Origin of the sequence: Vibrio tarriae (assembly GCF_002216685.1) — a bacterium.
GTDB lineage: Bacteria > Pseudomonadota > Gammaproteobacteria > Enterobacterales > Vibrionaceae > Vibrio > Vibrio tarriae.
This window is the reverse complement of the sequence record NZ_CP022353.1, coordinates 1296770-1312644: the sequence shown is the minus strand read 5'-3', so window position 1 is coordinate 1312644 and position 15875 is coordinate 1296770. Positions and strand designations below refer to the sequence as shown.

General features: G+C 43.0%; 16 protein-coding genes. 5 read left to right on the top strand and 11 right to left on the bottom strand.

Translation table 11 applies throughout. The annotated features are described in order from the left end of the window. Positions 1-3: 3 nt before the first annotated feature. The 6 genes from CEQ48_RS11670 to ccoN all read right to left on the bottom strand — a co-directional run bounded on the left by CEQ48_RS11670 (position 4) and on the right by ccoN (position 6161). Complete coding sequence (locus tag CEQ48_RS11670; protein WP_089071355.1) at positions 4-2376, bottom strand: heavy metal translocating P-type ATPase; 2373 nt, start codon at positions 2374-2376, stop codon at positions 4-6. A 4-nt stretch (positions 2377-2380) separates the two neighbouring features. Further along, entirely contained in the window at positions 2381-2857 is a 477-nt protein-coding gene (locus CEQ48_RS11665) for a FixH family protein (RefSeq protein ID WP_000240593.1), read from the bottom strand. Between the two features lie 78 nt (positions 2858-2935). Then, positions 2936-3916 carry a cytochrome-c oxidase, cbb3-type subunit III gene (gene ccoP, locus CEQ48_RS11660; RefSeq protein ID WP_069731313.1) on the bottom strand — a complete coding sequence of 327 codons (981 nt, stop codon included), beginning with the start codon at positions 3914-3916 and terminating at the stop codon, positions 2936-2938. A 7-nt stretch (positions 3917-3923) separates the two neighbouring features. Continuing rightward, the gene (locus CEQ48_RS11655; protein WP_000351118.1) at positions 3924-4088 is read right to left on the bottom strand and encodes a CcoQ/FixQ family Cbb3-type cytochrome c oxidase assembly chaperone; all 165 of its coding nucleotides are present in this window, start codon (positions 4086-4088) and stop codon (positions 3924-3926) included. Between the two features lie 11 nt (positions 4089-4099). Next, the gene (ccoO, locus tag CEQ48_RS11650) at positions 4100-4720 is read right to left on the bottom strand and encodes a cytochrome-c oxidase, cbb3-type subunit II (RefSeq protein ID WP_000097777.1); all 621 of its coding nucleotides are present in this window, start codon (positions 4718-4720) and stop codon (positions 4100-4102) included. Between the two features lie 13 nt (positions 4721-4733). Then, a complete protein-coding gene (ccoN, locus tag CEQ48_RS11645; protein ID WP_000076726.1) occupies positions 4734-6161 on the bottom strand; it encodes a cytochrome-c oxidase, cbb3-type subunit I in 1428 nt (475 codons plus the stop codon). Between the two features lie 258 nt (positions 6162-6419). Between ccoN and CEQ48_RS11640 the strand changes: the two genes are divergently transcribed. The 3 genes from CEQ48_RS11640 (at position 6420) to CEQ48_RS11630 (ending at position 9774) form a co-directional block, all read left to right on the top strand. After that, positions 6420-6776: a hypothetical protein gene (locus CEQ48_RS11640; protein WP_198301271.1), complete on the top strand. Its 357-nt coding sequence runs from the start codon at positions 6420-6422 to the stop codon at positions 6774-6776. Between the two features lie 239 nt (positions 6777-7015). Then, positions 7016-8062: an FIST signal transduction protein gene (locus CEQ48_RS11635; protein WP_232477897.1), complete on the top strand. Its 1047-nt coding sequence runs from the start codon at positions 7016-7018 to the stop codon at positions 8060-8062. 2 nt (positions 8063-8064) lie between these two features. Then, entirely contained in the window at positions 8065-9774 is a 1710-nt protein-coding gene (locus CEQ48_RS11630; RefSeq protein ID WP_181712647.1) for an ATP-binding protein, read from the top strand. 302 nt (positions 9775-10076) lie between these two features. Here the strand turns inward: CEQ48_RS11630 and CEQ48_RS11625 are convergent, their stop codons facing one another. The 3 genes from CEQ48_RS11625 to matP all read right to left on the bottom strand — a co-directional run bounded on the left by CEQ48_RS11625 (position 10077) and on the right by matP (position 11333). After that, the gene (locus tag CEQ48_RS11625; RefSeq protein WP_089071351.1) at positions 10077-10388 is read right to left on the bottom strand and encodes a hypothetical protein; all 312 of its coding nucleotides are present in this window, start codon (positions 10386-10388) and stop codon (positions 10077-10079) included. A gap of 158 nt (positions 10389-10546) precedes the next feature. Further along, a complete protein-coding gene (locus CEQ48_RS11620; RefSeq protein ID WP_181714731.1) occupies positions 10547-10864 on the bottom strand; it encodes a DUF3634 family protein in 318 nt (105 codons plus the stop codon). A 19-nt stretch (positions 10865-10883) separates the two neighbouring features. Then, positions 10884-11333, bottom strand: a complete 450-nt coding sequence (gene matP, locus CEQ48_RS11615; protein ID WP_029627503.1) for a macrodomain Ter protein MatP — start codon at positions 11331-11333, stop codon at positions 10884-10886. 163 nt (positions 11334-11496) lie between these two features. Between matP and CEQ48_RS11610 the strand changes: the two genes are divergently transcribed. Together CEQ48_RS11610 and fabA are read left to right on the top strand one after the other, a co-directional pair. Then, positions 11497-13146: a S16 family serine protease gene (locus CEQ48_RS11610; RefSeq protein WP_089071348.1), complete on the top strand. Its 1650-nt coding sequence runs from the start codon at positions 11497-11499 to the stop codon at positions 13144-13146. 64 nt (positions 13147-13210) lie between these two features. Next, complete coding sequence (gene fabA, locus CEQ48_RS11605; RefSeq protein ID WP_001180252.1) at positions 13211-13729, top strand: bifunctional 3-hydroxydecanoyl-ACP dehydratase/trans-2-decenoyl-ACP isomerase; 519 nt, start codon at positions 13211-13213, stop codon at positions 13727-13729. An 83-nt stretch (positions 13730-13812) separates the two neighbouring features. Here fabA and rmf read toward each other — a convergent pair whose 3' ends face one another. Both rmf and CEQ48_RS11595 read right to left on the bottom strand, forming a co-directional pair. Further along, on the bottom strand, positions 13813-13986 hold the full coding sequence (gene rmf, locus CEQ48_RS11600; RefSeq protein ID WP_001881287.1) for a ribosome modulation factor: 174 nt from the start codon (positions 13984-13986) through the stop codon (positions 13813-13815). 166 nt (positions 13987-14152) lie between these two features. Beyond that, the gene (locus CEQ48_RS11595) at positions 14153-15874 is read right to left on the bottom strand and encodes a DUF3466 family protein (RefSeq protein ID WP_089071347.1); all 1722 of its coding nucleotides are present in this window, start codon (positions 15872-15874) and stop codon (positions 14153-14155) included. Between the last annotated feature and the right edge of the window lies 1 nt (position 15875).

The following is a 15875-nucleotide window of genomic DNA, read 5'->3' as shown; positions in this document are numbered from 1 at the left end:
CGGTTATCTCCCTTGCTTTTTTAGCAGACGAAGTGAGTTGGTCACGACAATAATCGAACTTCCCGACATCCCTACCACTGCAATATAGGGTGCGACTAATCCTGCCACGGCAAGAGGTAAAATCAGTAAATTGTAACCCAACGACCAAGCGAGGTTTTCGCGAATGATTTTACGCGTTTTCAGCGCGAGCTCTCTTGCCTCAAGTAATTTATCTAAGCGATCACCAATGAGTACCATATCTGCTGAGGCTTTAGCGACATCCGTACCTCCGCCCATCGCAACAGAAATATGAGCACCAGCTAGTGTTGGAGCATCGTTAATACCATCGCCAACCATCATAGTCACGTCGGTTTTATTCAATTCTCGTAGATAGGTAAGCTTGTCTTCGGGTTTAGCTTGGGCGACTACCTTATCGATTTGCATCTCATTAGCAACGCTTTGTGCATTGGTTTGTGAGTCTCCTGTCAATAAAGTGATTTTGATTCCTGCGGCATGGAATTTCTCTATAAACGCTTTAGCTTCTTTACGAATTGGATCTCGGTAGTGGAAGGTGGCAATATGTCGTCCATCCAGTGATAAGAAAACACAATTGTGAGCGGAGTCTAGTGAATTGCCTAACACAAATTCTGCGCTGCCAATTTTGACTTTTTGTCCTGCAAAGACACCTTCAATCCCGCTTCCGATGATATTTCTTACTTCGCTCACCGTGACATTTTCTGCCTTATAAGGACGAAAGGCTTTGGCTATTGGGTGGTTGGCATGGCTCTCAAGCTCAGCCGCTATCGCTAGACAAGATTCTTTCGTTAATGAGTCCAGTGTTTCGACAGTGCTAATTTCAATATTGCCATGGGTGAGGGTACCCGTTTTGTCGATAACTAAATGATTCACTTTACAAAGCGTTTCGAACACGTGATTTTTGCGTAACATTACCCCAACGCTACCCATACTGGAGGTCGCGCAGGTCAAGGCGGTCGGTGTTGCGAGAGAAAGTGCGCAAGGGCAGGTGGCGACTAATACCGAAAGCATAATCCAAAACGCATCTTCAGGTCGTACCTGATGCCAGAAAAACCATGTGCCTGCAGCAATAACTAATATGATGGCAACAAAGTAACGCGCCACAATATCGGCAATTTCCGCAATTTTTGGCTTGGAGGATTGAGCGTCATCTTGCAGTCTCACAATATTGGAAATGACTGAATCGGCTTTTGAAGCGGTGACACGCAGATCAAACGACTCATCACCATTCAGTGTTCCAGCAAAGACGTGATCCCCTGTCGCTTTTACAACGGGTAAAGACTCACCCGTTAACATAGATTCATCAATATGAACTCGGTTATTAATGATTTCACCATCTGCTGGAATGTGTTCACCAGGCAAAACTCGTACACAGTCGCCGGGCTTGAGCGTTTTTACCGGTACTTGTTGACCGTCTAACGTTGTTGCAATCGAGGGAATGAGTTTCAATAGGTTACCACTTGCGGCAGCCGCCTTACGTCTCGCTCTCATCTCTAAAAAACGGCCTACCAATAAGAAGAAGGTAAACATGGAGATCGATTCGAAGAACACTTCACCTTGTTCGGTAATGGTTGCGACTAAGCTTGCTATATAAGCAAAGATGAGTGCGAGAGAGACGGGGACATCCATGCCTAAAGTGCGGCCACGAATACTGCGCCATGCATTTAGGTAAAATGGCAGTGCCGAGTAGAGTAAGACAGGAGTAGCAAAAATTAAGCTCACCCAGCGGAAATAGTTTTTAAACTCAGCATCCAGATCGCCAAACGCCTCGAGATAAAGTGCGACAGCCAGCATCATCACCTGCATGCTCGCCAATCCCGCGATACCAAGACGATACAAGTATGTTTTCATGGCATCGTGGTATTGCGCTTCATGTTTGTCAGCTTCAAAAGGCGCGGCTTTATAACCCAGTTTATGAATTTGAGCTAATACATGGCTGAGCTGGGTTTGGGTTCGGTCCCAGCTGAGGAGTGCTCGATTAGTTGTAGTATTGACTCGAATAGAGACGACGCCCGGCTCGGTGTGTAGCTGTTTTTCAATTAACCACGCACAGGCGGCACATGAAACACCATCGAGTGACAATGTCACCTCAGAATGGTCATCTTTGTTACGCACAAACTCGGCTTGGACATCACTATTGTCGTAGTGAATCAAAGCTTTCAATTGCTCGGGAACCAATTCCACTTTTTCAGCTGGCGCGGTGCGGAATTGGTAGTAAGAAACGAGGCCACTATCGACAATGGTTTGAGCAACCGTTTGGCAGCCGGGGCAGCACATATCACGTTGTTCACCCAAAATATCAACGTGGAAATTTGTGCCGGCAGGTACATCCTCACCGCAGTGATAACACGTTTTGTCCATGATCTTAATTCATTAATGCCGTTGGAGAAGAGGGGAAGGTGACGCGACCTTGGACAAGCCATTGGCCATCATGTGGAGTCAGTTCGATAAACCAAGGGCCTTGCAGTTCATTCTCCAGATTTAAGCGATAAATTCCTTTTGCATCTGCCGTTATCAGCTGAGAAAAATCGCGATCAGGTAGTGTGCGATGAGCAAACATGGCTTGAATAGCAGGGAAGTGAGCAAGTTGACCTTTGTCGAATTCAATGATGACCGTACTACCTTCAGAGTGAACGGTAGCGTTCAATCCCAACTCTTTGGCGACATTGATTTTAGTAAGATCAATATTAATGCCTTTACCTTTTTTATAGTAATCCTCAGTGACTAATGAAACGGAGTTATTTGCAAAAACAATAACGGTGACGACCGTCCAGATCACTACAGTGAGAGGTAGTATGATCAGGAACCAAGGCCAAAATTGTTTATACCAAGGCTTTACCATAAGAAAGTTCTCTACAACGAAAAGAGGCTAAAAAATATAAGAAAGACAGCCCCTTGAAAAGGGGCTGTTATTAGAATGTTACTTATTCTCTGAGTTGCTTAAACTCCATACGTAGGCAGAGACTAATTGCACTTTGTCTTCACCTAAGATATCGATCCAAGCAGGCATTACGCCAGAACGGCCATTCATCACAGTTTCTGTTACATCTGCACGTGAATCACCAAATAACCAGTCATTATCCGTTAGGTTGGGTGCCCCAAAGGCTGGGTTACCTTTACCGTCTGTACCATGACACGCAGAGCAAACGGCAAAACGAGCTTTACCTGCTTCTGCTTCTTTAGCATTCACAGAACGACCCGACAGGCTTAAGGTGTAACTAACGACTTCCTTCACACCTTGTTCACCTAAAATGTCTTTCCATGCTGGCATTTGGCCAATACGGCCATGGCGAATGGTGGTCACAATCGCTTGTGGTTCGCCACCGTACAGCCATGCATCATCAGTCAAGTTAGGAAAGCCTTTTTGGCCGCGAGCATCTGAGCCGTGACATTGAGAGCAGTTTTGTAAAAATAGGCGCTGACCCACTTTTAAAGCATCACTATCGGCAGCGATATCGGGGATTTCGCGTAAGTTAGTGGTGCCGTCTTGATAAGCCAAACGTTTAAAAGCTTCACCATAGTAGGCTTCAGCGTCGTCCAGTTCTTTTGAATACTGAATCAGTTGCTTGTTTTGCTGTGCGGCAGCAATCGAAGCACGTGATTCTTCAAGAGAACGTATGGTCTGGTCTGAACTTTGCCAGCCGAGAATGCCTTTAAAGCTGCCTAAACCTGGGTAAAGGGTTAAATAAATGGCTGCAAAAATGAAAGTACCAATAAATAGATAGGTCCACCATTTTGGCAACGGGTTGTTCAACTCGCGAATGCCATCGTACTCATGGCCCATGTCAACGCCTTCTTCAACACCCATTTTGTCTTTCAGACACCAAACGAGCAGAATAGCGCAACCGAGCAAAGTACCCACAGTAATCACGATGATCCAAAGACTCCAGAATGTAGTCATTACTTAGTCACTCCTTGTTTTTCGAGGTATTTTGCTCTTCATCGGCGAAGATGAGGTTTGCAGCTTCATCAAAACGCGCTTTACGCTTTTTGCCATAAGCCCACCAAACCACGCCTATAAAGCATACGAACAGCACTATGGTCCAAATACTGTGAATAGTACCGATATCCATAATTACCTCTGCTATTTCATTGCATGACCAAGAGATTGAAGATAAGCAATGATGGCATCCATCTCTGTTTTACCTTCTACATCTTTTGTCGCATTTGCGATTTGTTCATCTGTGTACGGAACACCAAACTTGTCACGGAACAAGGTCATCTTTTGTTGCGTGTATTTACCGTCCAGAGTGTTTTTTGCCAGCCATGGGAATGCAGGCATATTTGACTCAGGAACCAGTTCACGTGGGTTCAATAGGTGAACACGATGCCATTCATCAGAATAACGACCACCCACACGTGCTAAGTCAGGACCAGTACGCTTAGAGCCCCATAAAAATGGGTGTTCCCAAACACTTTCACCTGCCACAGAGTAATGGCCATAACGCTCGGTTTCAGAACGGAATGGACGCACCATCTGGCTGTGACAAACGTTACAACCTTCACGGATGTAAATGTCGCGACCTTCGAGTTGCAACGCAGTATAAGGTTTGAGGTTCTGTACTTCTTCCGTGGTCTGTTTTTGGAAAATCAATGGAGTAATCTCAACCAGAGCCCCCCAACTGATGGCAAAAACAATGAAAATAGCCAGTAAGCCGACATTACGCTCAAGTAGTTCATGGCGATTATTAGAATTAGAACTCATTGCTTAATTCTCCTTATGCCGGTTGCACAATAGCTTTTAGGCTATTTTTAGGTGCAGAAATGGTCTTATAGGCGTTGTAAGCCATCAGGAACATCCCAGACAAGAAGATGAAACCACCGATGAAACGCACGGTATAGAACGGATATGACGCTTGCACTGACTCGACAAAGCTGTATGTCAGTGTGCCGTCAGAGTTCACTGCACGCCACATCAAACCTTGCATTACGCCGGAGATCCACATTGCAACGATGTACAGAACTGTACCAATCGTGGCTAACCAGAAGTGAGCATTGATCAGACTGACAGAGTACATGCGCTCTTGTCCAAAAAGACGTGGGATCAGATGGTATACAGAACCAATCGACACCATTGCTACCCAACCAAGCGCACCAGAGTGAACGTGACCAATCGTCCAGTCGGTGTAGTGGGATAGAGCATTGACGGTCTTGATTGACATCATCGGTCCTTCAAACGTAGACATGCCGTAGAAAGACAGAGAAACGATCAAGAAACGAAGAATCGGATCATAGCGCAGCTTATGCCATGCACCAGAAAGAGTCATGATACCGTTGATCATCCCACCCCAAGAGGGTGCGAACAGCACGAGAGACATTACCATACCCAAAGACTGAGTCCAGTCAGGTAGTGCGGTGTAATGCAAATGGTGCGGACCTGCCCAAATGTAGAGAGAAATCAGAGCCCAAAAGTGAACGATAGACAGACGGTAAGAGTAGACTGGGCGTTCAGCTTGTTTAGGAACAAAGTAGTACATCATGCCGAGGAAGCCAGCCGTGAGCAGGAAACCTACAGCGTTGTGACCATACCACCATTGCACCATGGCATCGACGGCACCAGCGTAGATTGAGTAAGACTTACCCATCGAAACGGGGAGCGCCATACTGTTTACAATGTGCAATACCGCAACGGTAATAATAAAGGCACCGAAGAACCAGTTAGCCACGTAAATATGAGATGTTTTACGTTTTACTAGGGTTCCAAAGAACACAACCGCATAAGCGACCCAAACCGCTGCGATGGCGATGTCGATTGGCCATTCCAGTTCTGCGTACTCTTTACCTGAGGTGTAACCCAAAGGTAAGGTGATTGCAGCGGAAACGATAATCGCTTGCCATCCCCAAAAGGTAAAGGGAACTAACGGTCCACCGAACAGACGAGTTTGGCAAGTACGCTGCACAACATAATATGATGTTGCAAACAGGGCACTTGTACCAAACGCAAAAATTACCGCATTAGTATGCAGAGGACGTAAGCGACTGTACGTCAACCACGGCGTATCAAAGTTTAGCTGTGGCCAAACTAATTGAGCGGCAATCAAAACCCCTACAGCCATACCGACGATACCCCAGAGAATTGTTACCAGGGTAAATTGGCGGACCACGGTATAGTTGTAGTTTTGTTCAAGCTGCTTTTCTTGGCTCATTTGCATGCTTCCAATGTTTAATTAACTACACTTTTACTTCCAACACGACTTTCGTCGTAACACCACCCAAATCCACAACAAAAACAATGACATCTAAACTGTTAATTTTTGTTGCTGACTTTATGAAAAAGTGGCATTTTCAACGTCTAACTATACTTCAATTAACAATTCAATGACAGTGTAGTAACCTTACACTCCATCAGGTTTTGGCCTTTTATTTCAAAAATTTGAAGTTTGTTACACGAGGAACCCGCGTTCATGGCAGCCGAAAAACTTACAAAAGCCAGACTTGCTCAAATCCTAATCACCTTGCAGGTGTTGATTAGTGCTTTTCTATGGCGAACCTTCTCACATGAAAGTGGTACGCTCATCACCTGTGGGATGGAGAAACCTTGCCAATTCTATATAGAGGGTAAGCGTATTACTGTTTCTCAGCTCGAGTCCCAAGACGCCCCAAAGTATTCCTTGTCACCATGGGATGAGCGATGGTCACTCCAAGTAAATGGAGTGGCTGAATATCAGTCGGGAGTGTTGTTACTTTCCCCAAAAAATCAAGAAAACATTGAGCTTAAAATTAACCATGGCATCACACTAAAACTGCGTTACCTACCGTAAAATCATCACTCAAAGCCTCAACCATAGATTGGCGCTATTTAAACAATCCGATGTATCAGGTATAAACAGTGTCATCTTAGGTATACAAAACTCATTCAATGCGGCTAAAAACAACCGTTTCTACTCAAATTGATGTCTATTCTTGTATCCATGAACTTCAACAGTCTATGGATGGTGAAGGGTTATCGAATTTAATCTGCTATTTCACCGAAGAATTTGATGCTCAACATCTTTCATCTGTGTTAAAAGCTGCTTTTCCCAATATCCCCATTATCGGGTGTTCTTCCTTTCGTGGTGTGATGACGCAGGATGGCTATTTTCCCAATCCGGCAGTGGGATTAATGGGGATTTATGACCATTCCCAAGCAGCCTATGGCACTGCTTTGATCTCTCTGTCTGATAACAGCCCGATCTCTGAGTTAGTTGATCAGGCAATTGATAATGCACTAGAAAATGCTAATAGAGCGGGAGAATTACCTAGTCTTGTGCTTTTGCATGCCACACCTGGCATTGAAGAAGCATTAATTGAAAGTATTGATAATAAGTTTGGTTCTCAAGTCCCAATTATTGGAGGGAGCGCTGCGGATAATTTTATCAGTCAAAATTGGTCTATCTTTACGCAGGAAGGCGCAACCGATAAAGGCATTGCATTGCAAATGATGTTTCCATCACAGCCTGTTTTTAGTGGATTTAGTGCCGGATACTCTCCAACAGAATTTTCTGGTGTCATTACTAAAGCTAAAGGCAGGGTGATTGAGGAGATCGATAACGAAACTGCGAGTCGGCTATATAAAGAGTGGGTCGGCGATCACTCGGGAATTCAAATTACTGAACAATATCTATTCGAACATGTAACTCGTTTCCCTCTGGGAAGAGTTGTTGGAAAAGGGGAGACTTGTTCAACGCAATATAAGCTTACCCACCCGGTTAGAAAAACTGAAAATGGTGGGCTTGAAATGTTTGCTAATGTGGAAGTCGGAGAGCAAGTCTGTTTGATGACGGGATCGCAAAATCAACTCATTGAACGTGTGACCCGTGTTATTCAGGAAGCAAGTTATAAAAGTTACCAAGATAAAGCTTTATTTGGGTCTCTAACTATATTCTGTGCAGGATCCATGTTAAGGCTGGGGCAAGACATACATAAGGTTCAACTAAAAATAATGGAGCAACTAAATGGTTGCGCTTTTATTTGCCCATTTACATTTGGAGAGCAAGGCCGTTTTATCAATGGTGAAAATGCGCATGGTAACTTAATGATTTCATCTGTTGTATTTTATGAGGCATGAAAATGGATTCTGAATACACAGAAAAAGTGAATGAACTTACTCTTGAGTTACAAAGAAGCATTGAGCGAGGAAAGCAGCTTGCGGAGGAAAATAGGGTAATTCTAGCTGCCATCTCTGCATTCAGTGTCGCTACCAACAAAAATCACATCTTTGAAGAATTAAAAACATTGTTGAATCGATATATTAAGTTTGATGATTTTATTGTTATTTCCAAAGATAAAAATTGCTATCATTTCCATACAACTATCGCCTCAAATTCAACATTTAACAATGTGCTTTGGCCAAATGGAACTAAATTTCAGCGTGTGCTTAATGGTGAATGTATTCTGTTATTTGAACCTTGTAAGTTAGATGAGTTTTCGTGTTTAGTTGAGTCTATTGATAGGCCGATTTATTCCGCTTTGATTACAGGAATTCAAGCTCAAATCAGCGATTCTGTTCTGATTTTATTAGGGAATAATAAAGGTCAATTTTCTTTAGAAGCAAAAGAGACGTTGTCACGTTTTAGACCGTTGTTAGAAAGGGCTATTTCAGATATTGAACATAAAGAAGAGCTGCAAAAGCTCGTGGAAATAAGAACTCGCGAATTACGCTTGGCGCAAAAATTAGCTGAACAAGCGAATCAATCTAAGTCAAACTTCCTTGCAATGATGAGCCATGAATTAAGAACACCTTTGAATGCCGTTCTTGGTTTGATTGATATATTGAGAGTAGAGTCAACAAGTTATCAAATTGAGTTGCTTGAACAGATGGAGAATTCTGCTGAGCTACTTCTCATTATTATCAATGATATTCTAGATTTAAGCCGAATCGAGTCTGGGCACTTTTCATTACACTGTCACTGGTTGGATCTGGAAAAGAAACTAGACCAATCTTTGGTTTATCACAGACAGATTGCGCAAGATAAAGGTGTGCACTTTTATGTTCAATCTAATAAGAATCCAACATTAGAGTACTACACCGACTCGGCAAGACTCACTCAAATATTGTTTAATATTGTTGGTAATGCCATTAAGTTCACCAAACAAGGTCGAGTAGACATTGTATTAGACTACACCATGGATGGGGTTATATTCCAAGTCAAAGACACAGGGATTGGCATTGAAAGAAAACGAGTCAACCAATTATTCACTCCTTTTATTCAAGCTGATAATTCAATTACAAGAAATTATGGTGGAACGGGATTAGGCCTTGCGATTACCAAGCATTTAGTTGAATTGATGGGAGGCACAATCCAAGTTGAAAGTGAAATCAGTGTAGGCACGACTTTTACTTTAAATATTCCACTTCAATCTCGCTTAAAATGTATTAAACAGAATGATCTTACATTACAACAAAGTGTTCATTTGAAAAATCATCACATTCTTGTTGTTGAAGATACTAAAACCAATCAAATGGTCATTCAACTTTTGCTTAATAAGGTAGGTTATGATGTGACGATTGCTGAAAATGGGTTGCAAGCCGTGGATCTTTTAGAAAAAAAACATGGGTTTGATCTTGTGTTAATGGATATATCGATGCCTATTATGGATGGTATTGCCGCGACGAAGATAATTCGAGATAAGAATATTGACATCCCAATCATCGCACTTACTGCCCATACTGCAGGAAGTGATAAACAAAGCTGTATAGATGCAGGGATGAATGACATTGTGCTAAAGCCAATCCGAAGCAAAGACATCATGCATGTCGTTAAACGCTTCTTAAGCTAAAGCTAATAATTATACTTAACATTGGCAAATGATAAATATAGTTATTAGGTATTTTATGGTAAATGCAGTTATGTTTAATGCCTGATGAAAAAGAGGGAGCTGATTGGGGTTATCAACTCGTTCTGATGTCGTATTTAACATAATGCACGTAATACGCAGTTAAATATAGCCTCACTATGGGCGCCATGGCTTAACACCAATGCACTACATTTATTGACAATGTCCGTAAAATGATATCCAGGCATGCATTTTTTGATGTGTTCTCAGTTACACAGAATTATTTATATAGCCTCGGTCTTGAGCTATTTTGAAACAAGCTGAACCCTTATGTATTTCTCAGGCCAATCATAAACATACTTATTGCCCACCTTGATAGTTTTCTTGGCAATTAAGCAAAGCTCGTTGTCACCTAATGTGGAAACTTTCTTTACGACAGCATTTTTCGGATGTGTGTAATCTAAATCAACAAAAACATCACAGTAACCTTCAAGTGGTTTTTTGCTCTTTTTGATCGACTTTTCAATTTGAGTCTTGATTTTCTTTGCCACTCGATTCAATTCCGCATCGTCTGCAATCGTTGATTGACTAAAAATTGTGAGGAAAATGCTCAACATTACTCGCCTCAAAAACTTCATCAAATTCATCTCACCAAGATTAAGCTAGGAGGAAAATGTAACCGAAATATCTTCTTGGCGAGTTTGAACTTGTGCTGTTTGGAGCTTAACCAGCTTTTTCTTGCAATGACGATGTCGAGCAAGGATGATTAATACGCTTAGCGACCTTTCTTTAATGTCGAGCTTTGGCGTGTAAAGCCTTGGTGTGGGAATACGTTGCGGATTCTTTGCTGGATCTTTTTCGGGACTTGCTTCGAAAACGCCAGCTTGGCTCCAGTCCTTTTTTGATACACCTTAATTTCCCCTGAAAAAGGTTCATGTTGAGCGATATCGATAAGGTTATGTTTGAATGTTGGCGGAAAATGTCCCTTGCTACGAACAAGATGACCTTCTTTGAAGCTGACCACCAAGATGGGTCTATCGATCGCGACTAGCCAGAAGATAATTATCGCCGCAACAAGTATTACATACAGCATATCCATAAGAGACATCTCCTTATTCTGCTAATAACCGACTGAGATCTTCTTTTAAACTGTTGACGGTTTTGCTTGCCTTTTCACTTCTTGAAGCCTCGCTGAGTAGATACTCAATCGCATCGGATAATGTACAACCTAACTCATTGGCTTTTAGGGATAACTTTTCCCAAACTCGGTAATCTAAATCAATAGATTTCTTGCGTGTATGGATTTGTTCTGCATTAAAGTGGCGCTTACGCTTGGCTCTGATCGCTTGTTTAAGTTTGTTATCGAGCTCGGAAGACATATGTTCTTCAATCCAAGACAGTACATGAGTCGGTTCATGTTCTATCGCCTTGAGCTTCTGTACCGCAGCTTCAATTTCACTTTTATCAATATAGCGAGTAACGGGCTCTCCATCCTTCCATTTATTGATGAGATACTGCCATTTCCAACCACATTCTAAATTTTCAAGTTGTTGATATTTCATCTTCGGCCACTTTCCATTGTTATACAGTGACAGCGTAACCCACTGTCTGTAGACTTGCAATTCTCCCTATCAAAAAAGCGAGAAAGATCATCGTCGACTTTCACTGTTCGCTGCTCGGCTTTTTCTATATAATTTGGCTCTTTTCAATCAGTTCGATATCTCAATGACCCAAAGCATCTGGCGCAGTGTAACGCCTCAATTTGAGCAGTTTAACAAAGTCTTTGAAAACTACCCTAACCTAGCTCCCATTTCACTGATCGAGATTCAGCCTCGTTTAACCAGCGCGCTTGAACAGTTTGTTCACCTTAAAGGGTTTAGTCGAATCCTCTTGATTAATGCTCCCGATAACTCGATTTATCGCTCTCTCTTTAAAGACGCATTACTTGAGCAGGAGCTTGATGTTCCTGTCGTAAGCACAGAGACGTTAGATATCTCAGAGATTCTAGGCCAAGTCAAAGTTGAACATGGTGGTCTAGTTCATAAAACGTCAGGATATCTCGAACAAGCGAATGGCGGTTATTTGATTGTTTCAGCGAATTTATTGCTAGCTAATCCACGCTATTGGCCAACAGTAAAAGCCGCCGTTTTGGGTGAAACTGTCTCTCCTATCAATTGCGATCCAAAGTCTCCGCTCCCTAGCCGTTTAGGTTCAAGTTACGACGTTAAACTCATTGTTGTCGGTGATCGCACGCAACTTGGCGATCTGGATTTTTTAGATGCTGACATTCATTCAGGTTTGTGTTTGTTTTCAGAGCTCGAATTAGATCTCAAGATAGAAGAGGAAACGATTGAAGATTACCTCGGCTACCTACGCTGGTTGTGTGAACAGTACAATTTGCCTTCATTAACCTGCTCTGCCATCCAGTCTCTAATGACGGCAGGTGCTCGTTATACTGAAGATCAACATTACGCTCCCCTTTGTTTAATGTGGCACCGAGCGTTACTTGAAGAAGCTCGCCTTGAGTCTGAAGGAGCGTTAATTGACGCTGAACATATTGAAATTGCTCTAGATAAACGCTATCTGCGCGAGTCTTATTTACCCGAAAGAGCTCTAGACGACATTCTTGACGGTCAAGTGATCATCGAAACCCAGGGTGAACAAGTCGGGCAAGTTAATGGCTTGACAGTCATCGAAGTAACTGGGCACCCAATGCCTTACGGTGAGCCTGCTCGTATTTCCTGCGTGATCCATTTTGGTGATGGTGACATTGCGGATGTAGAGAGAAAAGTTGAGCTAGGCGGCAACCTGCATGCTAAAGGCATGATGATTATGCAAGCTTTTGTGAGTAGCGCCTTGAATCTTGATGGTTCTCTGCCCTTTTCTGCTTCGATTGTTTTTGAGCAGTCTTATAGTGAAGTTGATGGTGATAGCGCTTCACTGGCGGAATTATGTTCATTAGTGAGTGCGCTTTCTGAGTATCCGATTGACCAACAGATTGCCGTTACTGGCGCTGTTGACCAATTTGGACGAGTTCAAGCGGTCGGTGGTCTGAATGAAAAAATTGAAGGATTTTATCGCGTCTGTTGTCACCAAGGCTTAACTGGAGAACAGGGTGTGATTTTGCCAAGTTCGAACCTGAAACACTTGGCGCTTCATAAATCAGTTGTAGAAAGCATTAAGAATGGTGAATTCAACATCTGGCCTGTTTCGACGGTGGATGAAGCGATTCCTCTTCTCATGGGTAAACCTTTCCGTGGAGAAGATGAAGACAGCGTGATCGCAAAGATCGCTGAAAGAATTGATAATTTTGAAAAACTTGTGCAACCGCACGGAATTGTGGAACGGATCAAAAACTGGCTTAGCTGGCACTGATCGGAGTTGTTTGGCGTACACGTGTTCACTAACATGCACCCAACAAAAAATGGAGTAATCAATAATGCAGAACAAACGTGATTCGTATAATCGAGAAGATCTTTTAGCGTCAAGCCAAGGTGAGTTGTTTGGTGAGGGCTATCCTCAACTTCCAGCGCCAAATATGTTGATGATGGATCGCATTACCAAGATGTCAGAAACTGAAGGTGAATTTGGTAAAGGTTTGATCTTAGCTGAGCTCGATATCACGCCTGATTTATGGTTTTTTGATTGCCATTTCCCAGGAGACCCAGTGATGCCGGGATGCTTGGGCTTAGATGCCATGTGGCAACTGGTGGGTTTTTTCCTTGGCTGGGTTGGCGGTAAAGGTAAAGGTCGCGCGCTTGGCGTTGGCGAAGTGAAATTTACAGGACAAATTTTACCAACCGCTAAAAAAGTCACCTACGAAATTAACATGAAACGTGTGGTGAACCGTAAGTTAGTGATGGGTTTAGCCGATGGTCGCGTACTTGTTGATGGCAAAGAAATCTACGTAGCCAAAGATCTTAAAGTTGGCTTGTTCCAAGATACGTCTGCGTTTTAAAGATAGAATCTCTAAACGAATAACAGCCCGTTTCGGGCTGTTTTCCTAGCGATAAGCCTTTTCAAGCTTTGTTGTATGGGAAATTATTTGCAGAGACCAGAAAGTTTATCGTTTCTAGCATCACGCCAACCACCTAACCAATAAGAGCGTACTTCCGTCTGTTGATAGGGACATTCGTCATGGGATCGACCGTTTAGACCGGCTTTGTATCCTTGCGATTGAGCTCTTTCTAGGCGATCACGCTTTTGTCTCTTCATAGTTCTGTCCTCATACGGTAACTTTGGTGTAACGTACAACTATTAAACTTGTGTGGATCTTTTATGACCACACCAATACAGAATCGATCAATTATTCGCCTTTCTCAAGCAATAAAAAAGGCACAAACCCAAATCTGTGAGCTTGTGCCCTTCCTGACAAAAATCTCTATTTTCTACGGAACCCTAGTGCACTAAGCACTATCAAAAGCCCTAATCCGAAGCTTCCCCCTTTACGTTCAGAGGCTTGCTCTTCAGTTGAGCGCTGTTGAATCTTTGCAACTGAAGGATCTGATATTGGAATCAACTTCACGGCAACGACGGTTTCTTCGCGGTTACTGCACAATGAATTATGTGCCGTCGTATCGTATCCACCTGAACATTTCAGCGCGGTTGCAGAGATAACGCCAGCATCATTAATATCAGTAGCGTCAATAATACGGAACTGGTTGTTGTTGCTTGTCGCTGCATCATCGTTAGTGAGATCATCTAACCACCAAGCTTTATTGGCAAAAATAGCCATGCGACTAGGGTCACTACCATTGGTACTGTATGGATAAATAAATCCTCTTTTGCGGCGTGGCTTTCCATCATTCTCACGAGTGTCGTTCGCGTCAACTTGACCGACAATCTCGTTATAGTTGTTAATTGCCCCAGCCTTACCGCCAGCTCCTGTGAAGAAGATGCCACCTGTTAAGAAGTTGGCTGTCGGAATGTTGGCAGAAACATCTTCGATAACAAATAATCGATTGCCTGCTGCTCCATTCTCTGGTCGGCTACCAGCGCGTTTAGCGGAACCTAACGCGACGAGGTTTTTGTTTACATCGGTGACTACCGAATTACTGTGAATATAATCGCCACCAATTTTAACTTCAGCACCTGAAACCGCTTTGGTTACCCAGCTCGCAGCATTAGAAAAATTACTGGTGTCATCCAGTAGGAAAACAGAGGCTTGCATGTAATTATTGTCAGGGTCATAGGTGCTATACCCAACAGCATATAGCTTGCCACCACTTTCAAGCACATCTCGCATGCTACCTTGTGCTAGCCGATTGTCTTTATTTTCAAGGTTGCTTGGCCAGTTAAGTTCGACAGCGGTTCCATCATTTTTCCATATAGCGGGTTTTGAAGAGAAATAATCACCTTCATTACTTCTAAAAGGACGAGATACACTGCCCACTGTATAACTTCTATCAGGAGAAGTGTATTCACGGTTTTTCCAAGCGCGAGTATAAAGAAAGCCTGTTGTTAAATTAGGAGCAGTTCCAGTACTAACAGCGGTAATAGTACCAGCGTTTCGACGATACGTTGTCACTTCGCCTGTTTTAATTCGTATACCAATCGCATCAGAAGTCGATGGGCCGATAAGACTATTAATTACAATATTTTCATTTTGAGCATTGGGAATTGTAGCCCCTGTAGTGTCGGTACCAACAAAAGCAATTGAGTTCACTTCTCTGCCGCCAATCTCTGCTTCCCAACGATTCCAATGAGGGTCTGCCCAGGTATTACATGTCGAATACAAAAGCTCGCTGTAACAGTAGCGTTCAAAGTCGTCTCGATCCTGTACATATAAGAACGCATTATCAATCCCGAAAGCAACTTCATCACGGTAACTTAAACCATCCACTGCTTTACCTGTGCTGGCTTTTTCAATGCGGGTCTCACCTGCCAAAGCAAAGTTTTGACAATTCACACCACCGACGGTTGAACTGGTAAAACAGCTATCATTGCCTGTACTTGGTTGGATTGCCACACCCCATGCACTACCGTAGCTTTGCCCTGTACTTGGGGTCACTTCCATCACTTGGTAGAGTGCCGCGTTGGCAGTATGGGTAGCAAGCAATACTGCGCTGGCTAAAATCGAACGTTTAAAAGTAATACGACTCATG

Excerpts from the sequence above, each read along its gene's own strand:
- CEQ48_RS11670 (WP_089071355.1), bottom strand. The coding sequence starts at position 2,376 with ATGGACAAAACGTGTTATCACTGCGGTGAGGATGTACCTGCCGGCACA.
- CEQ48_RS11665 (WP_000240593.1), bottom strand. The coding sequence starts at position 2,857 with ATGGTAAAGCCTTGGTATAAACAATTTTGGCCTTGGTTCCTGATCATA.
- ccoP (WP_069731313.1), bottom strand. The coding sequence starts at position 3,916 with ATGACTACATTCTGGAGTCTTTGGATCATCGTGATTACTGTGGGTACT.
- CEQ48_RS11655 (WP_000351118.1), bottom strand. The coding sequence starts at position 4,088 with ATGGATATCGGTACTATTCACAGTATTTGGACCATAGTGCTGTTCGTA.
- ccoO (WP_000097777.1), bottom strand. The coding sequence starts at position 4,720 with ATGAGTTCTAATTCTAATAATCGCCATGAACTACTTGAGCGTAATGTC.
- ccoN (WP_000076726.1), bottom strand. The coding sequence starts at position 6,161 with ATGAGCCAAGAAAAGCAGCTTGAACAAAACTACAACTATACCGTGGTC.
- CEQ48_RS11640 (WP_198301271.1), top strand. The coding sequence starts at position 6,420 with ATGGCAGCCGAAAAACTTACAAAAGCCAGACTTGCTCAAATCCTAATC.
- CEQ48_RS11630 (WP_181712647.1), top strand. The coding sequence starts at position 8,065 with ATGGATTCTGAATACACAGAAAAAGTGAATGAACTTACTCTTGAGTTA.
- CEQ48_RS11625 (WP_089071351.1), bottom strand. The coding sequence starts at position 10,388 with ATGTTGAGCATTTTCCTCACAATTTTTAGTCAATCAACGATTGCAGAC.
- CEQ48_RS11620 (WP_181714731.1), bottom strand. The coding sequence starts at position 10,864 with ATGCTGTATGTAATACTTGTTGCGGCGATAATTATCTTCTGGCTAGTC.
- matP (WP_029627503.1), bottom strand. The coding sequence starts at position 11,333 with ATGAAATATCAACAACTTGAAAATTTAGAATGTGGTTGGAAATGGCAG.
- CEQ48_RS11610 (WP_089071348.1), top strand. The coding sequence starts at position 11,497 with ATGACCCAAAGCATCTGGCGCAGTGTAACGCCTCAATTTGAGCAGTTT.
- fabA (WP_001180252.1), top strand. The coding sequence starts at position 13,211 with ATGCAGAACAAACGTGATTCGTATAATCGAGAAGATCTTTTAGCGTCA.
- rmf (WP_001881287.1), bottom strand. The coding sequence starts at position 13,986 with ATGAAGAGACAAAAGCGTGATCGCCTAGAAAGAGCTCAATCGCAAGGA.
- CEQ48_RS11595 (WP_089071347.1), bottom strand. The coding sequence starts at position 15,874 with ATGAGTCGTATTACTTTTAAACGTTCGATTTTAGCCAGCGCAGTATTG.